Consider the following 24,220-nt stretch of genomic DNA (forward strand, 5'->3'; position numbering starts at 1 on the left):
TCAAACAGGGGACGTCCATGTTCGCGTCAGGCACAGTCCGTTCGCAATCCAAATTTCTTCTCGGCGCGCTCGTCGCCTGCGTCTTCGCGGCCGCAGCCCCGGCAAAGGCTGCGCCCCCGGCGCCGCTGCCGTTCCCGTTCCTGCTGCCGCCGGTCGCGAGCTACGAGCCGCCAGGGTTGGCGCCGCAGACGATCAATCCGCGCGAGGACGAGGCCAGCGCCTATGAGTTGCCGGCGCGGTTGCGCCGCCAGGTCGTGAGCTACACGACCCGTGAAGCACCGGGCACGATCGTGATCGACACGCCTAACAAGTACTTGTACTACGTGCTCGGCAACGGCCAGGCCATGCGCTACGGCATCGGTGTCGGCCGCGACGGCTTCACCTGGTCCGGCGTGCAATCGGTCACGAAGAAGGCCGAATGGCCGGACTGGACGCCGCCGCCGGAGATGATCGCCCGCCAGCCCTATCTGCCGCGTCACATGGCCGGCGGCCCTGGCAATCCGCTCGGCGCCCGCGCGATGTATCTCGGCGGCACGGTCTATCGCATCCACGGCACCAACGCACCCGAGACGATCGGCACGCATGTGTCGTCGGGCTGCATCCGCCTGACCAATCAGGACGTCATCGACCTGTATTCGCGCGTCAATGTCGGCGCCAAAGTGATCGTGCTGCCGATGGAGCGCCGCGCCGATCTCGGCCGCGTCACGCGCTGAGCCTCTCACCTTCCCATTTCCCGATCCTCCCTGACTGGACCGCCGCGGCACAGCCCCGGCGGTCACTTCTTTGCGCGTTTGCGCGCGCCCTGCTCCATTCACCATCACGGCTGATTGATGGCTGCCTGCTGCATTGGCCGCCCTGGCGCGCCTCCGTCCGGCCCTGTAAGCTCGGCAATCTCGCATTAACCGCGATCTCGCCCGCTACCGGCGTCAGCCGGCGTCGTGGCAGCTGGAGTCCGTGGATCCGACATGAACCTTCCGACGCCGCGACCGGATTGGCAGAGCAGGCCTCATCCGCTCGCTCCGAAGACGCAGCGGCGACCGCCGCGCTCGCCGCCACGGCTGCGGTTGATCCTGATCGGCGCCGCGGGCCTCGCCGCCATCGTGCTGATTGGCATCATCGTCGCGGAAGTGTTTCTGTTCTCGGGGAGCACGCCGGCCCCACAGCTCGCCGCGCTGCCGCCACTGCCGCCGGCGACGCGCAACTCGATCATCATGGCGCCGGTCTCGATCTCGCTCGCCGCGGTTCGTGACGCCGCCGAAAAGGCCACGCCACGCAACTTCTCCGGCAAGGCCGACAATCCCGTCGCCCAGGTGCTGCAGAACGCCGACATCGGCTGGACCGTCACGCGCGGCGCCATCGCCGCGACCGGCAGCCAGGACACGCTGTCGCTGGCCACGCCGCTGTCGGGCCGGCTCAACGTCACCGGCGCGCTGTCGGCGAAGGCGACCGGCGCGCTCGGCGACGCCATCGGCGGCCTGCTCGGCTCCGATGCGGCCAAGCAGATCGGCGGCATCAACATCAAGAACCTGAATGCCACCGCGGACATCAAGGGCAATGTCCTGATCGCGATGCGGCCGCGCCTGGCCGCATCCTGGTACGTCGAGCCGAACTTCTCGGCCCAGGTCAGTCTCGGCGACACCGCGCTCACGGTCGCCGGCGCCCGGGTCAACGTGCCCGCTCAGATGAAGCCGGTGATCGACAAGACCGTCAATGACCAGCTCAACGCGCTCAGCGAGCGGATCCGCAAGGACCCGACGATCAGGCGCAACGCCCAGGCGCAATGGGCGCGCGCCTGCCGTTCGGTGCCGCTCCAGGGCACCGCTCCGGGATTGCCGGCCGTCTGGCTGGAGGTGAAGCCGACGCGTGCGCTCGCCGCGCAGCCCGTGATCGATGCCAATGCCGCCAGCATCACGATGGGGATCGAGGCGGAAACCAGGGTGACCGCGGCGGAGACCAAGCCGGTGTGCCCGTTCCCCGAGAAGATCACGATCATTCCGCCGACGGCCGGCGGCATCAACATCGCGGTTCCGATCGACGTGCCCTTCACCGAGCTCAACAAACTCGTCGATTCGCAGCTCGCCGGACGCACCTTCCCGGAGGATGGCTCCGGCCCGGTCGCGGTGACGGTCAAGCATGCGACCGTCGTCCCCTCGGGGAACCGGCTGCTGATCTCGCTGCAGGTCAAGGGCAAGGAGAAGGAAAGCTTCTTCGGCTTCGGCGCCGACGCGACCGTGCACATCTGGGGCCGCCCGATGGTGGATCAGGCGCAGCAGATCCTGCGCCTCTCCGACCTGCAGCTCGCCGTCGAATCGGATGCCGCCTTCGGCCTGCTCGGCGCCGCCGCGCGTGCCGCGGTTCCGCATCTGCAACGCGCCCTGCTGGAACGATCGGTGGTCGATCTCAAGCCGTTCGCCGACAATGTGCGGGAGAAGATCGCAAACGCGATCGCCGAGCTGCAAAAGAACGAGAACGGCATCCGGGTCGATACCGACGTCAACAATCTGGCCCTGACCGACATCGCCTTCGACGCCAGCACGCTGCGCGTGATCGCGACGGCGGAAGGCACGCTGTCGGTTCGCGTCAATTCACTGCCGGGACTTTGACGCCGCTGATCCGATCCATGCGCAAACTGCAGCATGGCTTGGTAGTCTGGTGCAGCCGAACTACCGTAGCACCGCTCCGGCAGCACCAGGCTCGACGCGCCCACTGGGAAGCCGTAACACCGCTCTGGACGGCTTCAGTCCTTGCCCGACGTTGCCGCCATGAAACATTCCGTAACAAAAAACTTCGCAAAACGCCGCGATTCTAGGTCACTTGTCGGTATGGCCCAGACACAACCACACATCCTTGTCGTCGAGGACGACCGCGAGACGCGAACGCTGATCGCGAAATATCTGCGCAACAATTCCTGCAACGTGACGACCGCGACCGACGGCCGCGAGATGACCCGGATCATGGGGGATCATCGCATCGACCTCTTGATCCTCGATGTGATGCTGCCCGGCGAGGACGGCCTCACCTTGTGCCGCAAGCTGCGCGCGGAATCGCAGGTGCCGATCATCATGCTGACCGCGCGCGGCGAGGACGTCGACCGCATCCTCGGCCTCGAAATGGGCGCCGACGACTATCTGCCGAAGCCGTTCAATCCGCGCGAGCTGCTCGCCCGCATCAATGCGGTGCTGCGCCGGCAGGCGGCGGCGATGACCGCGAGCGCCACCGAAGGCGCGACCGCGCTGAGCTTCCTCGGCTGGAAGATCGACTTCCGCCTGCGCGAGCTGCGCAATCCCGAGGGCGCCCGCGTCGCCATGACCAGCGCCGAGTTCGATCTGCTCCGCACCTTCTGCGAACGGCCGGGCCGGGTGCTGTCGCGCGACAGCCTGCTCGACCTGACGCAGGGCCGCAGCGCCGGCTCGTTCGAGCGCTCGATCGACGTCCTGGTCAGCCGCATCCGCCGCAAGATCGAGCCCGATCCGCAGGAGGCGACGATGATCAAGACCGTGCGCTCCGGCGGCTACATGTTCACGCCCGTCGTCGAAGTGGTGACCGCGCCGCAGAGCCATTGATCGGCCGGGCACGGATAGCGGTGTCATGATGTCGTTCGGCTTTTTCAGCCTGAAGGGAATCCGCGGCCAGATCACCGCCCTGGTGGCCATTTCGATCGTGGCGCTGCACGCCATCATCACCGCCGCGTTCCTGATCCATCGCGCCGACCAGCCCGAGGGCGGGGTCGAAGCGGGACCGTTCCAGCTCGCGACCGTCGTCCACGTCATCGGCCGCGCGCCGGCGGCCGAGCGACCGCGACTGATGGAGGACATCGCCCGCGCCTATCCCGAATTCGACATCAGGCCGCATTCCGGGCCCTCGCCGGACGCCGGACCGCGCACCGAGGAGCAGGATCCGCCCCCCCGCAGCAATCTCGACGCTCGGGCGAATGTCGGCGGCTTTCGCGGTCTTGGGCCGGGCTATCGCGTCTTCATGCCACAGCGATCCGGCGACAATCGCATCATCTTCGCCCTGCCCGACAGTTCCATGGTTTCGGCCAAGATGACGGCGCCGCCGCGCCGTCCGCCGTTCTGGGGAGCCCCGTGGCTGACGACGATCATGTTCGCTCTGATCAGCACCACGCTGCTGGGCCTGTGGGCGGCGCGCGCGCTGACCTCGCCACTCTCCGGCTTTGCCAAGGCCGCGGAGACCTTCAGCCTCGACGGCGATGCGCCGGCCTTGCCCGAGCGCGGACCGGAGGAGATCCGCGCCCTGGCGCGGGCGCTGAACCGGATGCACCAGCGCATCACCGCGCTGATCAACGACCGCACCAAGATGCTCGCGGCCATCAGCCACGACCTGCGCACGCCGCTGACCCGCATGCGGCTGCGCTGCGAGTTCGTCGAGGACGAGTTGCAGCGCAGCCGCATGCTGGCCGATCTCGATCAGATGCATACGATGCTGGGCTCGGTGCTGTCATTCCTGCGCAACGGCCGCAAGCTCGAGCCGATGACCCTGGTCGATATCGCCAGCATCCTGCAACTCGTCACCGACCAGTTCGCCGACGTCGGTCACAACGTCAGCTATGTCGGGCCGACGCGTGCGATGGCGACCGTGCGGCCCGACGACGTGATGCGCTCGGTCACCAACCTGGTCGAAAACGCCACCAAATACGGCAAGGAGGTCATTGTCCGGCTGACGGTGTCCGGCAAGCGCCTGAGGATCGATGTCGAGGATGATGGGCCGGGCATCGCCGATGCCCGCAAGTCCGACATGCTGGAGCCGTTCGTGCGCGGCGACGACGCCCGCAACATGGACGAGGCAACCGGCTTTGGGCTCGGGCTCTCGATCGCGAAGGCGATCGCACTGGCCCACGGCGGAGAGCTGTCACTGCACGACCGCAAGCCGTGCGGGCTGATCGCGCGCATCGAGCTGCCGCTCAGCCAGACCACGCTGCGTCCTGCAGCGTGACGCGCGAACGCGCCCGGATCGATCCGGGCGCGCCGCGTGAAAGGTCGGCTATACGTCGATGACGCAGGTTACTCCGAGTACTTGAACTCGGGCATCGCCTTCAGCTGATCCTTGGTCGAGTTGATCATCGCGTGGTCGGGGTACCAGCGGCTCTTCGACGAGCTCATCGACGAGGAGGAAGAGGTGCCGGTGGCGGCGCCGGTCGTCGTGGTGGAGGCCGGCGGAGTGGTCGCCGAGGTCGTGCCGGACGCCGGAGCGTTGGCGGCAGTGGTCGACTGCACCGGCTGGTCCGAGAACTTGATCTGGTCGAACGAGACGGCGACGAGGTGCTCGCCCATGCCGAGGAAGCCGCCGACGCCGATCACGACGCCCTTGACCGCGCCGCTCTTGTCGACGAGCAGATCATCGATCGAGCCGACGTTCTCGTTGTTGTTGTTGTACACCTTCACGCCGACCAGCTTCGAGCTGCGCCAGTCGCCCTGATAGGACGCTGCGGTCGTGCTGGCCGAGGTCGTAGTGCTGGTGGTCGTGGTGGTGCTCTCCGCAGCAAAGGCGGCGGTCGCGAGCAGCAGGGAACCGGCAAGGCCGGCCGCAACAGTCTTCATCACCATGTGGTGTCTCCTCTCAGTGAATGGTGACGAGAGAACTGCAGCAGGCAGTTGGCGTTCCCACGGAACTACGATTTCGTCGCGCGCCGCGACAAGCGGCCCCGGTGCGACACGGCAGTGCTCATTTGTGACATTGAGATCGATGTGAACCCGTCACCGCGACCACGGTCTGCTCCCTCCCCGTTCCGGCGGGAAGAGGGAGCAGACCGTCATCGTGGTGGACAGGTCGGGTCGATCGATAAAATCCGATCCATCGGGTTCACTGCGGACGTCCCGCACGTCCCCCGCTACGCCGCCAGCGCGCCGTCCTCATCGACGGCCTCCGCGTAGAACGCGATCGTCTCGTAACGGTAGTCGCAGAGGCGGCAGTGCCAGAGATAGGCGGTGCGACGGCCATCCTTCTCGACCCAGGACGGCAGCGCGATCGGCTCGCCGCATTGGGCACAGGGATTGTTGCGCGGCAGGTCCACGACGCGGACGGTGGACTGCATCGCATCGACGTCGCGCGAATGAATGTCGGTTGCCTTCAAGGCCATGACGCGCTCCCTCTCTGTTCATGTCGTGAATGAGTCAGGCATGCTGTCGAACTAACAACATCATCATAGCGGCGTGCCGGCCGATTTGCACGCGCCCGGATGCCGCGCGACATCCGACCTCACGGAGATGGGATGGACGTCCCGCGGTCGACGAGCGGCAAACCGAGCCAGATTCAGATCGCTGCCGAAGCCGTCCTCCTCAACGAATCTCCACCGGATGGAGAGCTTCGGCTCGGTTCGTCGACAAGGCCGGCTGAGGGTCGCGCAATGGTCGCCCGCAGAGGGCGGCAGCGGGCACAGGCAAACCGGCATTTCCACCGGACTGCACGGACGCTTCGCCCCAATTTCGCCACATTATCGCCCGGCGTTCGCACCAATTACGGTGCGTAAAGTGTAAATGCGTGCCGGGGGGCTGCTTGGCATGCGCATGGTTCCCGGGGGATCCTGACACATGAAACGACTCGTGCTGACGGCCTGCATCGCGGGCTTCACGATGGCTGGTCACCTGCCGTCCGTCATGGCGGCCGAGGATGCGAACGCGGCATCGGACACCAAGGCGAGGTCCGGCAAGATCAAGCTGGCGCATGTCCGCTCCGAGGGAATCAAGGAGCTGGCGGCGCGCAGCGCCGTGACCAAGGCCGCGCGTGAGGTCGAGGCGATCGAGGCCGTGAGCGGCGCCGACAGCTCCCGCCCGATGGATGCCATTGCCGCAGCACCGGCAGAGGCCGATGCCGTTCCGGTTGAAGCGCCCGCCGCCGAGCCGCGCGACAGCGAGCGCAAGGCGGCCGACGCCAAGCCCAAGCCCATGAACACCGGCCATCCGCATATCGATGCGCTGGTCGCCGTGCACGCGGCTGCCAACAACATTCCCGAGGCGCTGATTCATCGCGTGATCGTGCGCGAGAGCAAGTACCAGCCGAACCTGGTCGGGCGCTGCGGCTGCATCGGCCTGATGCAGATCAAGCTCGGCACTGCGCGCGGCCTCGGCTACACCGGCGACGCCCAGGGCCTGCACGATCCCAACACCAACCTCACCTATGGCGTGCGCTACCTCGCCGGCGCCTATCGCGCCGCCCGCGGCGACCACGATCGTGCCGTGGCCTATTTCGCCAAGGGCTATTACGAGGAGGCCAAGCGGCAGCGCGTCGCCGACGCCCGGCCCGCCGGCCGCTCCGAGCGGGTCAGCGCCCCGCTCGACATCACGCCGAAGATTGCAACCGGCCGCCACGCCCGGGCGCACTGATCGCATTTGGTTCCTCACCGGTCCCGACCGTCTTTCCGTGACACTCCGTTGACACGGGGCCGTATCGGTCTATTTTAAGCGCGTTCCGAGGGGAGCTCCGAGGGGGAGCTGAGATACCGCACGTGATGCGGTGACCCTTTGAACCTGATCCGGGTCATGCCGGCGAAGGGACAGGGATGCAGCAGACGCCCACGCGCGGGGATCTCCCCGTATCCATCATCGGTGCCGGCATCGCGGGTGCCTGGCAAGCCTTGCTGCTGGCGCGCGCCGGCCGCGATGTCACGCTGCACGAGCGCAGCGACGCCGCGCTGATGCTGTCCACCAGCCATTGGGCCGGCGGCATGCTCGCGCCCTATTGCGAGAGCGAGATCTCCGAGCCCGTCATCAGCCGCCTCGGCCTGGCCTCGCTCGACATCTGGCGGCGCGAGATGCCGGAGACGCCGTTCAACGGCTCGCTGGTGATCGCGCATGCCCGCGACCGCGCCGATTACGACCGCTTCGCCCGCCGCACCTCGGGCTATCAACGCCTCGATGCGGCCGGCCTCGCGGAGCTGGAGCCGTCGCTGGAGGGGCGCTTCCGCGAAGGCCTGTTCTATCCGGCCGAGGGCCATGTCGAGCCGCGCCGCGTGCTGCCGAAACTGCATCAGCGCATCGTCGAGGCCGGCGGCCGCGTGCTGTTCAACAGCGACGTCAAGGCTGGCGATCTCGACGGGCTGGTCATCGACTGCCGCGGCTTGGAGGCGCGCGACGCCGAGCCGGAGCTGCGCGGCGTCAAGGGCGAGATGATCCTGATCGAGACCTCCGAGGTGAGCCTCGCACGCCCCGTGCGGCTGATGCATCCGCGCTTTCCGCTGTATCTGATCCCGCGCGAGGACAATCTGTTCATGTTGGGGGCGACCTCGCTCGAGGCCGAGGACACCGGCGTCTCCTTGCGCTCGGCGCTGGAGCTGCTGGGCGCCGCGTACTCCGTGCATCCTGCATTCGGCGAGGCGCGCATCCTCGAATTCGGCTCGGGGCTGCGCCCGGCCTATCCCGACAACCTGCCGCGCATCACGATCGCAAGCGAGCGCGAGATCCGCGTCAACGGCCTCTACCGCCACGGCTTCCTGATCGCGCCGGCGCTGGCGCAGGCGACCTTGAACTACGTCGCGCATGGCCAGATCGACAATGAGGTGATGCGATGCGCGTGACCGTCAATGGCGAGGCCCGCGACATCAGCGCCACATCCGTGGCCGCGCTGCTGTCCGAGCTCGACTACGAGGGCACCCATTTCGCGATCGCGCTGAACTACGACGTCGTGCCGAAGAGCCGCTGGTCCGAGACCGCGCTCAAGGCCGGCGACGAGATCGAGATCATCACGCCCCGGCAGGGAGGGTGACGTCGATGGAGCGCGCGCTCTCGCCACGCCCTCCGCTGTCGTCCCGGCGAACGCCGGGACACATAGCCACCGTCGGCCGTGGTGGTACTCGGTCTCTCCCCGTGTGCCTCAATGTGAGATCACGCGGTCTGGGTCCCGGCGTTCGCCGGGACGACGTGGGGGGCAAGACCGCGCACCACCCACAGCTGTCATCGCCCGGCTTGACCGGGCGATCCAGTACACCGCGGCCGCTCGGCTCAACCGCACTGCCTCTGGAATACTGGCTCCCCGCTTTCGCGGGGATGACAGTGTCATTCGGGGAGAGAGCTTTCCCATGCTGAAATTCTACGACAAGACCGTCACCTCCCGCCTCCTCATCGGCACCGCGCTGTATCCCTCGCCCGCCATCATGCAGGACGCGATCCGCGCCTCCGGCGCGGAGATCGTCACCGTGTCGCTGCGGCGTGAAGCCGCTGGCGGCAAGACGGGCGATGCGTTCTGGAAGCTGATCAATGAGCTCAATGTCACGGTGTTGCCGAACACCGCCGGCTGCCGCAGCGTGCGCGAGGCCGTTACCACGGCCAAGCTCGCGCGCGAATTGTTCGGCACGTCCTGGATCAAGCTCGAGGTCATCGGCGACAACGACACGCTTCAGCCCGACGTCGTCGGCCTGGTCGAGGCCGCTACCATCCTGGTCAAGGACGGTTTCGAGGTCTTCCCCTATTGCACCGAGGATCTCACCGTCGCGACGCGCCTGGTCGATGCCGGCTGCAAGGTGGTGATGCCCTGGGCCGCGCCGATCGGCTCAGCGAAAGGCATCATCAACCGCGACGCGCTGAAGCTTTTGCGCGACCGCCTGCCCGACGTCACCCTCGTCGTCGACGCCGGCCTCGGCGCCCCGAGCCACGCTGCGGAAGCGCTGGAGCTCGGCTACGACGCCGTGCTGCTCAACACCGCAATCGCCAAGGCCGCCGACCCGGTCGCCATGGCGCGCGCCTTCAAGCTCGGCGTCGAGGCCGGCCGCACCGCCTACGAGGCCGGGCTGATGGACGCCCGCGATTTCGCCTCACCCTCCACCCCTGTCGTTGGGACCCCGTTCTGGCATGCCGTATCCTGATCGCTTCTATCCCGTCGTCGACAGCCTCGCCTGGGTCGAGCGCCTGACGAAACTCGGCGTCGGCACCGTGCAATTGCGCGCGAAAAATCTCGACGACGGCCAGGCGCTGCAGATCGTCACCGACGCGCTTCAAATCACCAAGGGCACGGCGACCAAGCTGATCGTCAACGACTATTGGCGTGCCGCTGTTGTCGCCGGCGCCCAGCACGTGCATCTCGGCCAGGAGGATCTGGCGGAGGCCGACGTCAAGGCGATCAAGGAGGCCGGCCTGACGCTCGGCCTGTCCACGCATGACGACGCCGAGCTGGAGACCGCGCTCGCCGCCGAGCCCGACTACGTCGCGCTCGGCCCGATCTTCCCGACGACCTTGAAGGCGATGCGCTTCGCGCCGCAGGGCATTGCGAAGATCAGCGTGTGGAAGCAGCGCGTCGGCACCATCCCGCTGGTCGCCATCGGCGGCATCAAGCTGGAGCAGGCCGCGGAGATTTTTGCCGCCGGCGCGGATTCGATCGCGGTGGTCAGTGATGTCACCCAGAATGCAGATCCGGACGCCCGCGTCCGCGCCTGGCTCGATGCCACCAAGGAGCCGGCGTGATGCGCGCCGCATTTGCGAATGCGTCTGACAGTGAGTGGGCCCGACCGCGGCCCCGATCTCCGTCGTCCCCTCCCCCCTTGTGGGGGAGGGCCAGGGAGGGGGGTAGCTCCGGGGTCGGTGGGTGTGGCTTACCCCCCTCCCCAACCCTCCCCCACAAGGGGGGAGGGAGCCTGAACCGCGTGCGTCCCTCACGGCGCCAAATCATCTCGGCTCCACTTGAGCGACGGGCCGATGTGCACCGCAACTCTCTCCACCGTCATTGCGAGCGAAGCGACGCAATCCAGGGCCGCGCGTGCTGCCCTGGATTGCTTCGTCGCTCGCGCTCCTCGCGATGACGTCCCCCATTCACTCCGACAACAACAATTGAGAAGGAGGATCCCATGAACATCCGCTCCAATCCCGACACCACCCTGCCCGCCGTCACCACCGGCCCGCTGCCGTCCTCGCGCAAGATCTACGCGACGCCCGAGGCCGCGCCCGACCTGCGCGTGCCGCTGCGCGAGATCATCCTGTCGGAAGCGGCCTCCGAGCCGAACCTGCCGGTCTACGACACCTCCGGCCCCTACACCGATCCCACCGTGACGATCGACGTCAATGCCGGCCTGCCCCGCAACCGCACCGCCTGGGTCAAGGAGCGCGGCGGCGTCGAGGAGTATGTCGGCCGCGACATCAAGCCGGAGGACAACGGCAATGTCGGAGCCGACAAGGCGGCGAAGGCGTTCACCGCGCATCACAAGCCGCTGCGCGGCCTCGACGGCCACAAGATCACCCAGCTCGAATTCGCCCGCGCCGGCATCGTCACCAAGGAGATGATCTACGTCGCCGAGCGCGAGAACCTCGGCCGCAAGCAGCAGTTGGAGCGCGCCGAGGCCGCGCTCGCCGACGGCGAAAGCTTCGGCGCCGCCGTCCCTGCCTTCATCACCCCGGAGTTCGTCCGCGCCGAGATCGCGCGCGGCCGCGCCATCATTCCCTGCAACATCAACCATGCCGAGCTGGAGCCGATGATCATCGGCCGCAACTTCCTCACCAAGATCAACGCCAATATCGGCAACTCGGCGGTGACGTCCTCGGTCGAGGAGGAAGTGGACAAGATGGTGTGGGCGATCCGCTGGGGCGCCGACACCGTGATGGACCTCTCCACAGGCCGCAACATCCACACGACGCGGGAATGGATCCTGCGCAACTCGCCGGTGCCGATCGGCACCGTGCCGATCTACCAGGCGCTGGAGAAGTGCAACGGCGATCCGGTCGCGCTGACCTGGGAGCTCTACAAGGACACCCTGATCGAGCAGTGCGAGCAGGGCGTCGACTACTTCACCATCCACGCCGGCGTGCGGCTGCAATACATCCACCTCACCGCCTCCCGCGTCACCGGCATCGTCAGCCGCGGCGGCTCGATCATGGCCAAGTGGTGCCTCGCGCATCACAAGGAGAGCTTCCTCTACACGCATTTCGAGGAGATCTGCGACATCATGCGCAAGTATGACGTCTCGTTCTCCCTCGGCGACGGCCTGCGCCCCGGCTCGATCGCCGACGCCAACGACCGCGCGCAATTTGCTGAGCTGGAAACGCTCGGCGAGCTCACCAAGATCGCCTGGGACAAGGGCTGCCAGGTGATGATCGAGGGCCCCGGCCACGTGCCGATGCACAAGATCAAGATCAACATGGACAAGCAGCTCAAGGAGTGCGGCGAGGCGCCGTTCTACACCTTGGGACCGCTGACCACCGACATCGCGCCGGGCTACGACCACATCACCTCGGGCATCGGCGCCGCCATGATCGGCTGGTTCGGCTGCGCCATGCTGTGCTACGTCACGCCGAAGGAGCATCTCGGCCTGCCCGATCGCAACGACGTCAAGACCGGCGTCATCACCTACAAGATCGCCGCCCACGCCGCCGACCTCGCCAAGGGCCATCCCGCAGCTCAACTACGCGACGACGCGCTGTCCCGCGCCCGCTTCGAGTTCCGCTGGACCGACCAGTTCAACCTCGGCCTCGACCCGGACACCGCGAAAAGCTTCCACGACGAGACCCTGCCGAAGGAAGCCCACAAGGTCGCGCATTTCTGCTCGATGTGCGGCCCAAAGTTCTGCTCGATGAAGATCACCCAGGACGTCCGCGACTACGCGGCGACGCTGAATGATCCGGCGACCGTCGGCATGACCATCAGCGGCACCATCGAGGACGGCATGGCCCAGATGAGCGCCAAGTTCAAGGAAATGGGCGGCAGCGTGTATCTCGATGCGGAGAAGGTGAAAGAGAGCAACAAGGCGTTGTCCTGACGCCAGTTTCCACTTTTAGTGACCCGGCGCCTGTCTTTGAACCCGCTTAGAGACGGGCGTCGGCCTCAATTTCTGAGCCAAACATTCGCGTCCATACGATCACAAGGGGGACGATCGTGGCAGATCTCGAGGATGTAAAAGATCCTATACTCAGAGTTTTTGCACTTGAGACATTGAACACCGTTCAAGCACTTCTGAACACCGGCATTTACAACATACTGCATGGCGCAAAAAAATCGCTTAACGGAAGCGTAAAAGCTCCTAAGCAGGCAAAAGAAGAAGGCAACGCACACTTCCACGAATTGGAGCTGCGACGAAACGAGCTTCATCTCGCCAAATTATCCAGCAGCGCTTCGGATCAACTGATCAGAACAGCATCGAGAGCTCTTCGCTCAATGAGGGATGCAACCGAATACTACAGATCGACAAGAAACTTCTTCGTCCGATTCACCAAAACAGATCACAACCTTTTCGCCTACAAAGAAGTAATCTTATCCATCGAGAATGATCTCGACCTGGCGGAAAAAGCTATATTTCAGAATGATGAAACTGCAAAAAAGGAGGTTTATCAGAAGGTTTTTGGGGAACGACTCGACCAACTGGACGCCCCCTATTTATTCGACATCCAAGACTTCAAAATTGAACTGACAAGCCCTCCGAATTCAGAGACGACACCAACAGCTACCGAAGGTCTCGCACTACTCCTCAAGGAAGCTCACGCGCTCGCAAGCAGCCTTGCTCAAACAAATGTAGACCGACGATTTGTCTCAGCTATAAATGAATACATAGACGCCCTCACCGAGCAAAACTTCTCCCCCATCAAGGTAGACCTCTTCTCAAACAAGCTTCGATTTTATCTTGTTGAGATGAAGGACGAATTGCCAGGGTTTGCGATAGCTGAAGTTTCCGCCCTGCTACTTTCCCAAGAGCGAGTTCTGCGACAATTTCCAGCGTGGCGAGCATTCGAAGCGGATGCATCCAATTTCAATCCAGACGAAGAAACGTCAACCACTCAAGAAGAACTACTGGCTCACATTGCAAACGAAACAAAGGGCTCAACAGATATTGCCAGCACATCGGTCCTAGAAGCGCTCGATCGACTAATTGAGACAAGTGAAGACCCTCTGACAAAGAAGACCGCCGAACTCGGCGTCTGGAGGTCTGTCGAGAATTTTCTGAAGACCAATATCAAACATGTAGTCGACGCAGCAAAATCAGTTCAACAGAACGTAACTCAGAATCAACTTAGATATCTTAAATATGCCGAGCGGTTGCTACCGGCAGCAAGACTATATGCCACTATGGACAGCAGCAGAGCATGGCTACTTCCGGTGATTCAACTGCTAGAAGACACAATAAAGCAAATGAAGAAGTAGCAACGGTTGCTATACGGAGAATTCACATAGCCACTTCGCAAAGAGCTGCATGGACCACATCCCCGCCCCACCGCACATCAAAGCCCCGCCGCTCTCCTTCGGCACCCGCGTCGGCGATCTTCTCTTCATCTCCGGCATTCCCGGCTTCGATGCCGACGGCAAGCTGCCCGATGAGTTCGAGGCGCAGTTCGCCAATGTCGTGACCAACTTCACGAGCGTGCTGACCGAGGGCGGCGCCAGCCTTCGCGATCTCGTCAAGGTCAACGTGCTGCTGACGCGCGCGGCCGATGTGGCGGCGATGAACCGGCTCTATGCTGCGGCGTTCGGGCCGGCGCCGTATCCGGCGCGGACGACGTGCGTGGTGGTGGCGTTGCCGGATCCGAAGATGCTGATCGAGATCGAGGGGGTTGCGGCGGTGGGGAAGGTGTAGCGGAGTGGCACAGGCTAATTGCTGCCTCTAGCTACTTGCGCGGTGCGCGTGACTGCGCCCTCGCCCCTTGTGGGAGAGGGCATGTAGGACAGCGCGGCGGGCTCGGTTGGGTGAGGGGTATGCTTCGGCGAGTCGCGCTCGCGGAGAGAGACCCCTCACCCAACCGAGGGTGCTGAGAGGCCGTACATGCCCTCTCCCACAAGGGGCGAGGGCGCTGTATCGGGCAGCGTTGCGCTCGGCAGCATTTTTTGGGCCTCTATCTGACCACTGTGCTTGCGGCTCGATGGTGAGCACGCTGCCGGCTGCGCCTACGGTTTTGTCCGCCTGACAGCGCGCGTCCCGTGGCGGACCATTGCGTGGCTTGGGGCCGCCCAAAACTGCACATCCCTGCCCATTCCCGCTGCAACCCTGCGTCGTCCTGCCCCACGCGGCTCTATTTCTCCTCTTGCGCCACATTTAATTTTTAAATATTACAAAATAACCCGAAACATTATATCAGAAAATCTCCCGATTAATGTTTTATCTTTGGCCGATCCACGCCCTGCCCGGTCTCCTGCGCGATGCCGCCGTGTCGCTCCGTGACGCCATCCGCGATGCCTTCCGGGCGCAGGTCTATCCGCTCGGCTACGTTCCCTCGCATGACGGCATGCGCGGGCTGATGACCCTGGGCGTGGTCACGGCGCATGTGTCGCATACGCTGGTGCCGGGCGCGGTGCTCTATATCGACCTGTTCTTCGTTGCCAGCGCCTATTACATCACCGGACTGCTGCTGCGGGACATCGACAAGCACGGCCAGATCCGCTTCCGCCAGTTCTACGCCCGGCGCTTCGCCCGGATCGTGCCGCCGCTGCTGCTGATGCTCGCAGCCTATCTGCTGTTCACCTGGCTGCTGCGGCCGCCGTTCCTGCCGGCGCTGGAGCGCGCCGCGATCGCGCTCGGCTACATCGCCAACTATTGGTACGTGTTCGATCCCAAGACGATCGAGGACATCGGCCACACCTGGACCTTGTCGACCGAGGAGCAGTTCTATCTGCTGTGGCCGCTGACCTTCGCCCTGCTGGTGAAGCGCTTCGGCGTGAATTGGCGGCTGGTCGGCGCGATCGGCGCCATCGCGGCGGCGATCTGGGCGTGGCGCGTATCGCTGGTGCTCGGCGGCGCGGAGTGGCGGCGGCTCTACACCGCGTTCGACACCCGCGCCGACGCGCTGATGGCGGGCTGCGCGATGGCCGTCGTGCTCCGGCTGGTGCCGCAGGGCGCCTACCCTAAGCTCGACCGGCTCTGGCCGAAGCTGGCCTGGCCGCTGCTGCTCTATTGGGGCACGGTCACCTTCGTGTTCTGGGCGGCGGACGGGCCGAGCATGAACTATTATCTGTTCGGCAGCATGGTGTGCGGCGTGCTGCCCGGCATCCTCGTGCTGACCATGCTGGCGCGCAGCCACGGCACGATCCTCCACCGCATCTTCGAGATGCCGGTCGCGATCTTCCTCGGCCGGATCTTCTACGGCATCTATCTCTGGCACCTGCCGATCCTCAACTTCCTCGACAGCTACGGGCTGTGGTGGCCGCTGCGGCTGCTGGTCGGACTGCCGCTGTCGATCGTCGCCGCGACGTTGTCCTACGCCCTGCTGGAGCGGCACTTCCTGCGGCGCAAGTCGCAAGCCTCGCCGGCACAGGCGGCAGCGCCCCCGAACACGACCGCCGTTCCGGTCCCGGTCGGGGCTTCGCGGTTCAGGCCCGAGCCGATCGGCAATCCGGACCTCGGCTTCGCCTCGCGTCAGGCCTCGCAGCCCGACGGGGCCAGCGCTCCCGCACGCCATCGCTCGATGGCCGGGCGCTGAGCGCGGCGCGCGGATTTGCCGCATCACGCGGCCGTCAATGCCTTCAAAACGAACGACACCGCCGCGACAAGGCGCCCGACGGCTGGGGCCTGTTTGTTGCCGGAGTTTTCACGATGTCTCGTTTCACCACAATCGCTCTCGCGGGCGCTTGCGCAGTTGCGGCGCTGGTTGCCGCCGCCCCCGCACAAGCCGGCTATTACATCCTGCGCTGGGACAACACCGGCGTCTGCCAGGTCTGGAGCGAGGCGTTCACGTTCAGGCCGATCCAATGGCCGTCCCGCTACCAGGTGATCAGCCGTTCCGTGCCGACCTTCAACGACGCCGTCACGCTGCAGGTCAAGCTGCGGCGGCAGGGACGGTGCACGCTGTAGACACGAGCAGCAAAGCTGCGCCCGCCGCCTGAGCACGACATCGCCCACTGAGATCACTGACATCGCTGTGAACGGCTGATCCTGGCGCCTTGCCTTGGCAGCGCTTTTGTCGCACCACTTCGCCCTGGTTGCCGCCGCCCGGTCGCAAGGACCGCGGCGTGCAGCCATGGGTGCTTTGTTTGGTTCGTTTCAGGAGATTGACGATGCGTCGCTTGACCTCTCTCGCCGTCGCCGCTGCGGTTGCGGCCGCTTCGATCGCTGCGCCGGCCTTCGCCGCGCCTGCCCCCAAGAGCGGCTACTACGTGATCCGCTGGGACAACACCGGCATCTGCCAGATCTGGAACACCGATCTGCAGTCGAAGCCGGTGGAATGGCCGTCGACCTACAAGATCGTCTCCAAGCCGGTGCCGACCTTCGTCGAGGCGACCAACATCCAGCTCAAGCTGCGCGACGAGCGCCGCTGCTTCCTGTAAGCGGCGTTCGCACGCGCTCGCGCCTGGCGGTCAGGCCGCGTCGACCGCGCTCGGCTGCATCGGCACGAAGCCGGGCAGATCGGCGATCCGCGCCAGCCATGCCTCGACGTTGGGATAGGGCGTCAATGACACGCCGCCCTCGGGCGCGTGCGCGGTGTAGCTGTAGAGCGCGACGTCGGCGATGGTCGGCGTCGTGCCGGTGAGGAATGGGCGAACGCTGAGCTCGCGCTCCATCACCGCGAACAGGTTGTTGGCGATCTGGTGCGCCCGGGCCATGTCGAGCGGGGCGCCGAACAATGTCGCCACCCGCGCCGCCGCGGGACCGAAGGCCAGTGGACCGGCGGCCGCCGACAACCAGCGCTGCACCTGCGCCTGCCCCACGGGATCACGCGGCCACCAGCGGCCGGAGCTGTCGTAGCGGCCGGCGAGATAGACCAGGATCGCGTTGGAATCGGGGATCACGGCGTCGCCGTCGACCAGCACTGGCACCTGGCCGAACGGATTGAGCGCCAGGAAATCCGGCCGCTTGTGCGCGCCGCCCTTGAGGTCGACGTCGATGAGCTCGCACGGCAGCGCGAGCAGGCTCAGCATCAGCCGCGCGCGATGCGCGTGGCCCGACAAGGCGAAGTGGTAGAGACGGCGTTGCGACATCAGGTGCTCCCATTGCTGTGCCCCATGGTCTAAGCCGAGGCCGCCCGATCAACAACGCCGCGCGGCATCAATGGCTTGTTGCAGACCGTGCAACAATGCGACAAGCGCGCGATGGACCGCCTGCCCGACCAGCTCCAGTCCGGCCTGCGCCTCGTCTTCGTCGGCACCGCCGCCAGCGAGCGCTCGGCCGCGACCGGCCATTACTACGCGCATCCCGGCAACCGCTTCTGGCGCACGCTGCATGACGTCGGACTGACGCCGCGGCTGTATCAGCCGGCGGAGTTTCCGGCGCTGCTGTCGCTCGGCATCGGCTTCACCGATCTGTGCAAGCTGGGCGCCGGGATGGACCATGTCGCGCTGAAGGCCGGCGTCGACGTCGCGGGCTTCCTGATGAAGATCCGGCAGCATCGCCCAGCGACGATCGCCTTCACCAGCAAGAAGGCGGCGAGCCTGTTTTACGGCAAGCCGACGAGCGCGATCACGTTGGGGCGGCAGCCGGAGCATGCGGATTTCCCGACCGTGTTCGTGCTCGCATCACCATCCGGGGCGGCATCGGGGGCGTGGACGTTGCAGCCGTGGCGGGAACTGGCGGTGCATGTGGCCGGGGCGTGACACGAGCGACCATCACCTGACGCCTCATGGTGATCAGTAGTCACGTCGTTCCGACAAACAGCCCCTCGAAGACGACCGCGAATGCCCATGACTGCGCCCTCTCTCCCTAGCGAAGCTTTGCTTCGCCTTGGGGGAGAGGGCGCAATATCGCACAGCGTAATGCTCGGCGAGATCGCCCAGCCTTCGACGCCACTGCCCGACGGGCAATCGTCGCATGCACCCCATGCGCAAACTGCCCGTCGTGTTGGTTTGTCGCAGCCATCAGCGCTTGTCATGTCGGGCAAATCAGGACGATGTTCTCGCGCAACCCGCCTCGTGCAGAGGGACGTACGCGTCGTCACGATACGTGGAGGTGGGCCGCGGTGGACGTGAGGGCTGCGCCGGACGAGCGCCGGCCGTCACGTACGGCGAAGTCGTGGCGTCCTGATACCCCGACGCTGGTATCACGCAGGCGCTCTTGCGAAAGCTGGGCGCGTGCCATGGTGGCCAACAAGCCGGCGCACCAGGGAGACCACGTATAAGCCGTCAGACCATGCGCGCAGGGAAGGCCGGGATGTCCTTGCCGAACCTGTGGTTCTGCCGCGTGCTTATCTGTTGCACGCGGACCATGGGAGCGGCGAGCTCCCGGCCTTCCCTGCCCCTCTCGAATTTCGATGGGGCCAGACTGAAGCATCCCTCGCGCACGATGTGCGGCGAGAACGCGGTGTCATGGAAGGTGGAATGGTCGAGAGCAAGATGCACGACATGGGTGGATGCTCGCGACCATCACAACTGTCATCGCCCGGCCTGACCGGGCGACGACACCGGTTGTTAGTTGCGGCGCCGTTGCTGATGTCGGGCACCTCACCCAAGCCGCGACTACCTGATCGTGATCGCCAGTCCCGACAGGTCGACATTGGCCAGCAGGCCGATCTGCTCGCCCGACAGCTCGAGCACGGCGCCCTTCTGGTTGGTCAGCACGATGCCGCGCACGCCGCGGCCGACCGCAAGGCCGGCGCCGGCGGCGCCGTAGACGCCCTCGACATCCGACGGACGCCAGATGTTGCTGACGCGGCCGCGCAGCACCGTGCGCGAGCCGCCGAAGACGAGGCCCCAGTCGAGCCCGCCGGTCGACAGCGGATAGGCGCGGCCGTGGAAGTTCAGCACGCCGCTGCCGCCGGAGCCGCCGATGATCCATCCCGCCTTGTAGATGGTCAGCGTGATGAAGCCGCCATCCGCGTGCGCCGTGGCCGGCAGGATGGCGCCAGTGGCGGCCGTCAATGCCACCAACAGACCGCGAAGCAAGGATGCAATTTTCATGGATGAAGTCTCCAGCGAAGTGAATGTGGGCTGCGTGAACTTGAGGTCATCCGATGGCCACGCATGCCGATGATGCCCCACCAAGCGAATCGATCGGGCCGAATTTAGCCCTTTGCGCGGCGGCGCGCATGCCGCGCCGCCAGTGTGTCGGAAATGCCGCCCTCGCGGGACGGCAATGGAGCCCGGGCGGCACGGCGCGATCGACATGCAGAGCCGATCCTCGTCCGGCCCGCTCCGCGCGGCGAGGCCGGGGCCAGTGCGGCGCGTCGGCGGCGAATTGGGCCGAGACATCAGCGAAACCAAGGCGATTTCGGGGTATTTGGCCGCAGCGCCATGGCCCGCGGCCGGTGTTAAGGCCCCATTAACCTTGTCCGACCACGGTGATTTACGGGCTGGGTGTTCAGTTGGTCTCGATGTTTTCGCGTCGCTCTCTCGAGTTCAGGCGCGGGCGTTGATCGGGAGGAGTTATGTCGCAAGAGTTGTCAGCCGATTCCGCAAGTCCCTCACTCGTTCCACTTGCCATGCCGCCGTCGCGCTCCGCCGCGGAGGTTCTGCCGCTGTTGATCGGCACGCCCTTGTCCGAGATCGAGCGCGAGCTCATCGTTCAGACCCTGGCGCGCTGCAACGGCAACCGCACCCATGCCGCACGACTGCTCGGCATGCCCGTGCGCACCTTGCGGAACAAGATCCGCATCTACACGGCCGACGGCATCGCGGTGCCGGCCTATTCGGCCTGAACCAATGGCGGCCACGCGACATCCCATCGCGCGGAACTCATCAGGATGCGGCGCCGATTGATGTTGATCAATCGGCCTCGCAGCCCTGCTGCAATTGCTGGCCTCGTCGCGGCTCTGTTAGGCTTCGCCGCGAATCAGAGGTGTGTAGCGGAGTTGCGGTAGTGGCAAAGAATCCGGCCGGACGCGGCCTGCAGGGCCCCGTGGGTCCACGTGGCCCGCAAGGCCAGCCCGGACGGCGCGGGCCGGATGGGCAGCGCGGCAAGCCCGGTCCCGACGGCAAGCCCGGCGCGCAGGGCAAGCCGGGACCGCAAGGTCCGCGCGGCGAGGCCGGACCGCCCGGCAAGCCGGGGCCGCAGGGCCCGGCCGGACCGCAGGGGCCACAGGGCGAGCCCGGCACGCTGCCGACGATCGATCAGCTGATGCCCTGGCTGGAGCAGATCTTCGCGGCCTATGACGACTACAAGCGCAACAGGGATCGCGAGGCGCAGGAGCGTGACGCGCAGCTGATCGCGGTGCGCGACATCTTCGCATCGACCGAGCATGACGAGGCGCTGGAAGAGGCGTTCGAGGACGACGATCCGCACGCGATCGACGTGCCGAAGAAGAAGAAAAAGAAGAAGCACAAGAAAAAGAAGAAGAAGCACGGCAAGCATGTCGGCGACGACCAAGGCGAAGACCACGGCGACGACGACGGGTTCTGAGCGCTGCCGCGACAGCGTACGCAAGCTGCGGTCTCAGCCCTTGCCGAATCTGATCGCGGACCGTTCGCGCGCCTTGGCCGCCTCGATCTCGCGATCCCTGGGCGGCGCCTGGGTGTGCAGCGAGGTCAAAAGCCGCCGCGCCGCCTCGGCGACGTCCTCGACCGCACGTGCGAAGGCGGCCTCGTTGGCCTGCGACGGGGCGTTGAAGCCGGAGAGCTTGCGCACGAACTGCAGTGCGGAGGCCTGAATCTCGGCCTCCGTCGCCGGCGGCTCGAAATTGAACAGCGTCTTGATGTTGCGGCACATGACGGGACCAATCCGGTGCTGAACCAAGTCGAAGACCGTGCTATCATGCCCCCGACGCGGCCGCAAAGAGCCGCGCATTTGCAGGGGAAGCACATGCTCCGACCGCTTGCCGCCGTCTTTGCCGCCGCCGTGGTTTTTTGCGCGCCGGCCCGCGCCGCCGACTACCCCGCCCCGAAGCAGGGCGACTTCGTCGTCAAGGATTTCAAGTTTCACACCGGCGAGACGCTGCCCGAGCTGAAGCTGCACTACACGACCGTCGGCGAGCCCACCGGTCAGCCGGTCCTGGTGCTGCATGGCACCGGCGGCTCGGGCGCCAGCATGCTGGGGGCACCGTTTGCAGGCGAATTGTTCGGCAAGGACCAGCCGCTCGATGCGACCAAGTACTACATCATCATCCCCGACAGCATCGGCCACGGCAAATCGTCGAAGCCGTCCGACGGGCTGAAGACCAGGTTTCCCGCCTACGACTACGCCGACATGGTCGACGCGCAGCACCGGCTGCTGACCGAGGGTCTCGGCATCAAGCACGTCCGCCTCGTGATCGGCAATTCGATGGGCGGGATGCACAGCTGGGTGTGGGCGACGCGCTACCCGGACTTCATGGATGTCGCGGTGCCGATGGCCTCGCAGCCGACCGAGATGGCGGCCCGGAACTGGATGCTGCGCCGGATCATGCTGGAGACGATCCGCAACGATCCCGACTACAATGGCGGCAACTACACGGCGCAGCCGCGCATGATGAAATACGCCGTCGCGGCGTATGGCACGGCCACCGCCGGCGGGACCATCGCCTATCAGCTGGCGGCGCCGACCGCGGCCAAGGCCGACAAGATGGTCGAGGAACGGCTGGCCACGCCGATCCCCACCGACGCCAACGACTTCATCTATCAGTGGGAGTCCTCGCACGACTACAATCCGGCGGCCGATCTCGACAAGATCAAGGCCACGGTCATGCTGATCAACTCGGCCGACGACGAGCGCAATCCGCCGGAGACGGGCGTCACCGCCGAGGCGATGAAGCGCGTGGCCAACGGCAAGGTCCTGCTGATCCCGACCTCGCCCGAAACGCGCGGCCATCTCACCACCGGCAACGCGAAATTCTATGTGGAGCCGCTGCGCGAGCTGCTCGCCACGGCGCCGCAGCGGGGCACCTGAGCTCGGAGAAGGGACGGACGAATGCGCAAGGCGACGCTGGCCGCTGTTCTGATGGGCTCCCTAGCCTTCGCGAGCCGCGCGCTCGCCATCGACAACGGCCAGTTCGAGAACGTGCCGCCCGATATCAGGGCCTGGTTCAAGAGCGTGATCGCCCCCAACGGCGTGCCCTGCTGCGACGTTTCCGACGGCCACCGAACGATCTATGACGTGCGGGACGGCACCTATTGGGTGCCGATCGAGGGGCGCTGGATGGCGGTGCCGGAGCGCGCCATCATCCGCGACCGCGGCAATCCGATCGGCGAGGCGGTGGTATGGTATGTTCATCACCGCGGCGACATCATCATCAGCTGCTTCGTGCCCGCCGATGCCGTCTGAGCTGGGCGCTGCGAGGTCGGTTGTGGGGATGTGGCCATGACGGAGCCGTTGCGTGACGACGGGACCCGCGCGGTCATGCGCTGGCTGATGGCGGCGTTCTACACCGCAGCGGGGGTCGCGCATCTCGTTACCCCCGAGCCGTTCCTGCGGATCACGCCGTCGGTCGTTCCGTTTGCCCCGCAGGTCATCCTGCTCACCGGACTTTGCGAGCTCGCCGGCGCCGCGGCACTGGTGACGAGGCCGCTGCGGCGCTGGGCGGGGATCGGGCTTGCAGCCTACGCCGTGTGCGTGTGGCCGGCAAACGTCAAGCATGCGATCGAGGGCATCGACCTGCCCTATCTCGGCAGCAGCTGGCTGTATCATGGTCCGCGCCTGGCATTTCAGCCGGTACTGGTCTGGTGGGCGCTCTACAGCGCAGCGGTGATCGACTGGCCCTGGCGCCACGATGCGTGACGGCGAGATGATGCGAACAGGAGAAGAGCCGTGAGCGACCCAGCCGATGCCGATCTTGCGGCGATCTATCCGAAACCGAACGAGCGGGTGATCGCCAAGGTGCGCCCGGGGTTCGATGCTCACAGCCGCAAGTTCATCATGCTGTCGCCGTTCTGCGTGATGGCGACATCGGGCAGCGACGGCAGCGTCGATGCCTCGCCGCGCGGCGGGCATCCGGGATTCGTCCAGATCGACGGCGATCGGCGGCTGCTGATGCCGGATCGCCCCGGCAACAACCGGCTCGACAGCCTCCGCAACGTGGCGGACGGCTCGGGCCAGGTGCAATTGATCTTCTTCGTGCCCGGAATCAACGAGACCCTGCGCGTCGGCGGCACGGCATCGCTGTCGACCGATCCCGACCTGCTCGCGAGGCTCGAGGAGTTCGGCAAGCCGCCGCGCTCAGTGCTCGTGATTACCGTTCAGGAGATCTACTTCCATTGCGGCAAGGCGATCATGCGCTCCAAACTATGGTCGCAGGAGGCGCAGGTGCCACGCTCGGCGATGCCGAGCATCAGCGAGATCATCCACGATCAGACCAGCCTCGGTGCACCCGAACCGCAGGACGTGACCGACGCCCGGTGGCGCGAGCAGCTCTGAAAAAGCCACTGTTTCGCCCGAATGCGTCAGCGAGGCGTCAGCTGGAGCCGGGTAAGGATGCGCGCCGGAAGTCGTGAGCGCGGGGTTTGATGCAGGTCAACGGCCACCGACGCGGCA

27 protein-coding genes and 1 riboswitch are annotated in these 24,220 nt (G+C 65.7%); of the genes, 22 read left to right on the plus strand and 5 right to left on the minus strand.

Translation table 11 applies throughout. The annotated features are described in order from the left end of the window. Positions 1–17 precede the first annotated feature (17 nt). The 4 genes from QX108_RS13865 (at position 18) to QX108_RS13880 (ending at position 4,953) form a co-directional block, all read left to right on the plus strand. Positions 18–713 carry a L,D-transpeptidase gene (locus QX108_RS13865; RefSeq protein WP_315725660.1) on the plus strand — a complete coding sequence of 232 codons (696 nt, stop codon included), beginning with the start codon at positions 18–20 and terminating at the stop codon, positions 711–713. A gap of 252 nt (positions 714–965) precedes the next feature. Continuing rightward, positions 966–2,603, plus strand: coding sequence for a DUF4403 family protein (locus QX108_RS13870; protein WP_315725658.1), 1,638 nt, complete (start codon positions 966–968; stop codon positions 2,601–2,603). Between the two features lie 219 nt (positions 2,604–2,822). Then, positions 2,823–3,563 carry a response regulator gene (locus QX108_RS13875; RefSeq protein WP_172111081.1) on the plus strand — a complete coding sequence of 247 codons (741 nt, stop codon included), beginning with the start codon at positions 2,823–2,825 and terminating at the stop codon, positions 3,561–3,563. 25 nt (positions 3,564–3,588) lie between these two features. Further along, positions 3,589–4,953 (plus strand): ATP-binding protein, encoded by a 1,365-nt coding sequence (locus tag QX108_RS13880; protein ID WP_315725655.1) that lies wholly within the window; start codon positions 3,589–3,591, stop codon positions 4,951–4,953. A gap of 68 nt (positions 4,954–5,021) precedes the next feature. On the opposite strand, the gene QX108_RS13885 is transcribed toward QX108_RS13880, so the two are convergent. Together QX108_RS13885 and QX108_RS13890 are read right to left on the minus strand one after the other, a co-directional pair. Then, a complete protein-coding gene (locus tag QX108_RS13885) occupies positions 5,022–5,564 on the minus strand; it encodes a PRC-barrel domain-containing protein (protein WP_172111083.1) in 543 nt (180 codons plus the stop codon). Positions 5,565–5,848: 284 nt separating this feature from the next. After that, on the minus strand, positions 5,849–6,097 hold the full coding sequence (locus QX108_RS13890; RefSeq protein WP_315725652.1) for a hypothetical protein: 249 nt from the start codon (positions 6,095–6,097) through the stop codon (positions 5,849–5,851). A 451-nt stretch (positions 6,098–6,548) separates the two neighbouring features. Between QX108_RS13890 and QX108_RS13895 the strand changes: the two genes are divergently transcribed. From QX108_RS13895 to QX108_RS13945, 11 genes are all read left to right on the plus strand, one after another. Beyond that, positions 6,549–7,340 (plus strand): lytic transglycosylase domain-containing protein, encoded by a 792-nt coding sequence (locus tag QX108_RS13895; RefSeq protein ID WP_315799416.1) that lies wholly within the window; start codon positions 6,549–6,551, stop codon positions 7,338–7,340. A 78-nt stretch (positions 7,341–7,418) separates the two neighbouring features. After that, positions 7,419–7,529: riboswitch (TPP riboswitch) on the plus strand. Continuing rightward, positions 7,517–8,530, plus strand: coding sequence for an FAD-dependent oxidoreductase (locus tag QX108_RS13900; protein WP_315799417.1), 1,014 nt, complete (start codon positions 7,517–7,519; stop codon positions 8,528–8,530). Its footprint overlaps the riboswitch before it by 13 nt. Beyond that, a complete protein-coding gene (gene thiS / locus QX108_RS13905; RefSeq protein WP_172111087.1) occupies positions 8,521–8,718 on the plus strand; it encodes a sulfur carrier protein ThiS in 198 nt (65 codons plus the stop codon). Before QX108_RS13900 ends, thiS begins: the two co-directional genes overlap by 10 nt. A gap of 313 nt (positions 8,719–9,031) precedes the next feature. Next, the gene (locus tag QX108_RS13910; protein ID WP_315799418.1) at positions 9,032–9,814 is read left to right on the plus strand and encodes a thiazole synthase; all 783 of its coding nucleotides are present in this window, start codon (positions 9,032–9,034) and stop codon (positions 9,812–9,814) included. Further along, positions 9,801–10,409, plus strand: a complete 609-nt coding sequence (locus tag QX108_RS13915; protein ID WP_315799419.1) for a thiamine phosphate synthase — start codon at positions 9,801–9,803, stop codon at positions 10,407–10,409. Before QX108_RS13910 ends, QX108_RS13915 begins: the two co-directional genes overlap by 14 nt. Before the next feature lie 380 nt (positions 10,410–10,789). Continuing rightward, complete coding sequence (thiC, locus tag QX108_RS13920) at positions 10,790–12,691, plus strand: phosphomethylpyrimidine synthase ThiC (protein WP_315799420.1); 1,902 nt, start codon at positions 10,790–10,792, stop codon at positions 12,689–12,691. 116 nt (positions 12,692–12,807) lie between these two features. Continuing rightward, a complete protein-coding gene (locus QX108_RS13925; RefSeq protein WP_315799421.1) occupies positions 12,808–14,067 on the plus strand; it encodes a hypothetical protein in 1,260 nt (419 codons plus the stop codon). Positions 14,068–14,116: 49 nt separating this feature from the next. Next, positions 14,117–14,497, plus strand: a complete 381-nt coding sequence (locus QX108_RS13930) for a RidA family protein (RefSeq protein ID WP_315799422.1) — start codon at positions 14,117–14,119, stop codon at positions 14,495–14,497. A gap of 568 nt (positions 14,498–15,065) precedes the next feature. Then, positions 15,066–16,334 carry an acyltransferase gene (locus tag QX108_RS13935; protein WP_315799423.1) on the plus strand — a complete coding sequence of 423 codons (1,269 nt, stop codon included), beginning with the start codon at positions 15,066–15,068 and terminating at the stop codon, positions 16,332–16,334. 113 nt (positions 16,335–16,447) lie between these two features. Then, on the plus strand, positions 16,448–16,705 hold the full coding sequence (locus tag QX108_RS13940) for a hypothetical protein (RefSeq protein ID WP_315725632.1): 258 nt from the start codon (positions 16,448–16,450) through the stop codon (positions 16,703–16,705). A gap of 203 nt (positions 16,706–16,908) precedes the next feature. Further along, the gene (locus QX108_RS13945; protein ID WP_315799424.1) at positions 16,909–17,178 is read left to right on the plus strand and encodes a hypothetical protein; all 270 of its coding nucleotides are present in this window, start codon (positions 16,909–16,911) and stop codon (positions 17,176–17,178) included. A 30-nt stretch (positions 17,179–17,208) separates the two neighbouring features. Here the strand turns inward: QX108_RS13945 and QX108_RS13950 are convergent, their stop codons facing one another. After that, a complete protein-coding gene (locus tag QX108_RS13950; protein WP_315799425.1) occupies positions 17,209–17,829 on the minus strand; it encodes a glutathione S-transferase in 621 nt (206 codons plus the stop codon). 111 nt (positions 17,830–17,940) lie between these two features. On the opposite strand from QX108_RS13950, the gene QX108_RS13955 reads away from it, so the two are divergent. After that, complete coding sequence (locus QX108_RS13955) at positions 17,941–18,441, plus strand: mismatch-specific DNA-glycosylase (protein WP_315799426.1); 501 nt, start codon at positions 17,941–17,943, stop codon at positions 18,439–18,441. Positions 18,442–19,299: 858 nt separating this feature from the next. Here QX108_RS13955 and QX108_RS13960 read toward each other — a convergent pair. Then, positions 19,300–19,740, minus strand: coding sequence for a hypothetical protein (locus tag QX108_RS13960; protein WP_172111098.1), 441 nt, complete (start codon positions 19,738–19,740; stop codon positions 19,300–19,302). 467 nt (positions 19,741–20,207) lie between these two features. Here QX108_RS13960 and QX108_RS13965 point away from each other — a divergent pair, with 467 nt between their 5' ends. Next, positions 20,208–20,477, plus strand: coding sequence for a helix-turn-helix domain-containing protein (locus QX108_RS13965; RefSeq protein WP_172179567.1), 270 nt, complete (start codon positions 20,208–20,210; stop codon positions 20,475–20,477). Positions 20,478–20,638: 161 nt separating this feature from the next. Beyond that, positions 20,639–21,178: a collagen-like protein gene (locus tag QX108_RS13970; protein ID WP_315799427.1), complete on the plus strand. Its 540-nt coding sequence runs from the start codon at positions 20,639–20,641 to the stop codon at positions 21,176–21,178. Positions 21,179–21,211: 33 nt separating this feature from the next. On the opposite strand, the gene QX108_RS13975 is transcribed toward QX108_RS13970, so the two are convergent. Beyond that, complete coding sequence (locus QX108_RS13975; protein ID WP_315725622.1) at positions 21,212–21,484, minus strand: DUF2277 domain-containing protein; 273 nt, start codon at positions 21,482–21,484, stop codon at positions 21,212–21,214. Between the two features lie 93 nt (positions 21,485–21,577). Between QX108_RS13975 and QX108_RS13980 the strand changes: the two genes are divergently transcribed. Genes QX108_RS13980 through QX108_RS13995 form a run of 4 tightly spaced genes read left to right on the plus strand, consistent with a single transcriptional unit; the run spans position 21,578 to position 24,103 of the window. Beyond that, positions 21,578–22,639: an alpha/beta fold hydrolase gene (locus tag QX108_RS13980; RefSeq protein ID WP_315799428.1), complete on the plus strand. Its 1,062-nt coding sequence runs from the start codon at positions 21,578–21,580 to the stop codon at positions 22,637–22,639. Between the two features lie 21 nt (positions 22,640–22,660). Continuing rightward, complete coding sequence (locus QX108_RS13985; protein WP_409998516.1) at positions 22,661–23,014, plus strand: hypothetical protein; 354 nt, start codon at positions 22,661–22,663, stop codon at positions 23,012–23,014. 36 nt (positions 23,015–23,050) lie between these two features. After that, positions 23,051–23,467: a DoxX family protein gene (locus QX108_RS13990; RefSeq protein WP_315725617.1), complete on the plus strand. Its 417-nt coding sequence runs from the start codon at positions 23,051–23,053 to the stop codon at positions 23,465–23,467. A gap of 30 nt (positions 23,468–23,497) precedes the next feature. Next, complete coding sequence (locus tag QX108_RS13995) at positions 23,498–24,103, plus strand: pyridoxamine 5'-phosphate oxidase family protein (protein WP_315725615.1); 606 nt, start codon at positions 23,498–23,500, stop codon at positions 24,101–24,103. Positions 24,104–24,220 lie beyond the last annotated feature (117 nt).

This window comes from Bradyrhizobium sp. SZCCHNR1002, assembly GCF_032381435.1.
GTDB classification, from domain to species: domain Bacteria; phylum Pseudomonadota; class Alphaproteobacteria; order Rhizobiales; family Xanthobacteraceae; genus Bradyrhizobium; species Bradyrhizobium aeschynomenes.

Coding starts and splice junctions, on each gene's coding strand:
- QX108_RS13865 (WP_315725660.1), top strand. CDS start 18: ATGTTCGCGTCAGGCACAGTCCGTTCGCAATCCAAATTTCTTCTCGGC.
- QX108_RS13870 (WP_315725658.1), top strand. CDS start 966: ATGAACCTTCCGACGCCGCGACCGGATTGGCAGAGCAGGCCTCATCCG.
- QX108_RS13875 (WP_172111081.1), top strand. CDS start 2,823: ATGGCCCAGACACAACCACACATCCTTGTCGTCGAGGACGACCGCGAG.
- QX108_RS13880 (WP_315725655.1), top strand. CDS start 3,589: ATGATGTCGTTCGGCTTTTTCAGCCTGAAGGGAATCCGCGGCCAGATC.
- QX108_RS13885 (WP_172111083.1), bottom strand. CDS start 5,564: ATGGTGATGAAGACTGTTGCGGCCGGCCTTGCCGGTTCCCTGCTGCTC.
- QX108_RS13890 (WP_315725652.1), bottom strand. CDS start 6,097: ATGGCCTTGAAGGCAACCGACATTCATTCGCGCGACGTCGATGCGATG.
- QX108_RS13895 (WP_315799416.1), top strand. CDS start 6,549: ATGAAACGACTCGTGCTGACGGCCTGCATCGCGGGCTTCACGATGGCT.
- QX108_RS13900 (WP_315799417.1), top strand. CDS start 7,517: ATGCAGCAGACGCCCACGCGCGGGGATCTCCCCGTATCCATCATCGGT.
- thiS (WP_172111087.1), top strand. CDS start 8,521: ATGCGCGTGACCGTCAATGGCGAGGCCCGCGACATCAGCGCCACATCC.
- QX108_RS13910 (WP_315799418.1), top strand. CDS start 9,032: ATGCTGAAATTCTACGACAAGACCGTCACCTCCCGCCTCCTCATCGGC.
- QX108_RS13915 (WP_315799419.1), top strand. CDS start 9,801: ATGCCGTATCCTGATCGCTTCTATCCCGTCGTCGACAGCCTCGCCTGG.
- thiC (WP_315799420.1), top strand. CDS start 10,790: ATGAACATCCGCTCCAATCCCGACACCACCCTGCCCGCCGTCACCACC.
- QX108_RS13930 (WP_315799422.1), top strand. CDS start 14,117: ATGGACCACATCCCCGCCCCACCGCACATCAAAGCCCCGCCGCTCTCC.
- QX108_RS13940 (WP_315725632.1), top strand. CDS start 16,448: ATGTCTCGTTTCACCACAATCGCTCTCGCGGGCGCTTGCGCAGTTGCG.
- QX108_RS13945 (WP_315799424.1), top strand. CDS start 16,909: ATGCGTCGCTTGACCTCTCTCGCCGTCGCCGCTGCGGTTGCGGCCGCT.
- QX108_RS13950 (WP_315799425.1), bottom strand. CDS start 17,829: ATGTCGCAACGCCGTCTCTACCACTTCGCCTTGTCGGGCCACGCGCAT.
- QX108_RS13955 (WP_315799426.1), top strand. CDS start 17,941: ATGGACCGCCTGCCCGACCAGCTCCAGTCCGGCCTGCGCCTCGTCTTC.
- QX108_RS13960 (WP_172111098.1), bottom strand. CDS start 19,740: ATGAAAATTGCATCCTTGCTTCGCGGTCTGTTGGTGGCATTGACGGCC.
- QX108_RS13965 (WP_172179567.1), top strand. CDS start 20,208: ATGTCGCAAGAGTTGTCAGCCGATTCCGCAAGTCCCTCACTCGTTCCA.
- QX108_RS13975 (WP_315725622.1), bottom strand. CDS start 21,484: ATGTGCCGCAACATCAAGACGCTGTTCAATTTCGAGCCGCCGGCGACG.
- QX108_RS13980 (WP_315799428.1), top strand. CDS start 21,578: ATGCTCCGACCGCTTGCCGCCGTCTTTGCCGCCGCCGTGGTTTTTTGC.
- QX108_RS13985 (WP_409998516.1), top strand. CDS start 22,661: ATGCGCAAGGCGACGCTGGCCGCTGTTCTGATGGGCTCCCTAGCCTTC.
- QX108_RS13990 (WP_315725617.1), top strand. CDS start 23,051: ATGACGGAGCCGTTGCGTGACGACGGGACCCGCGCGGTCATGCGCTGG.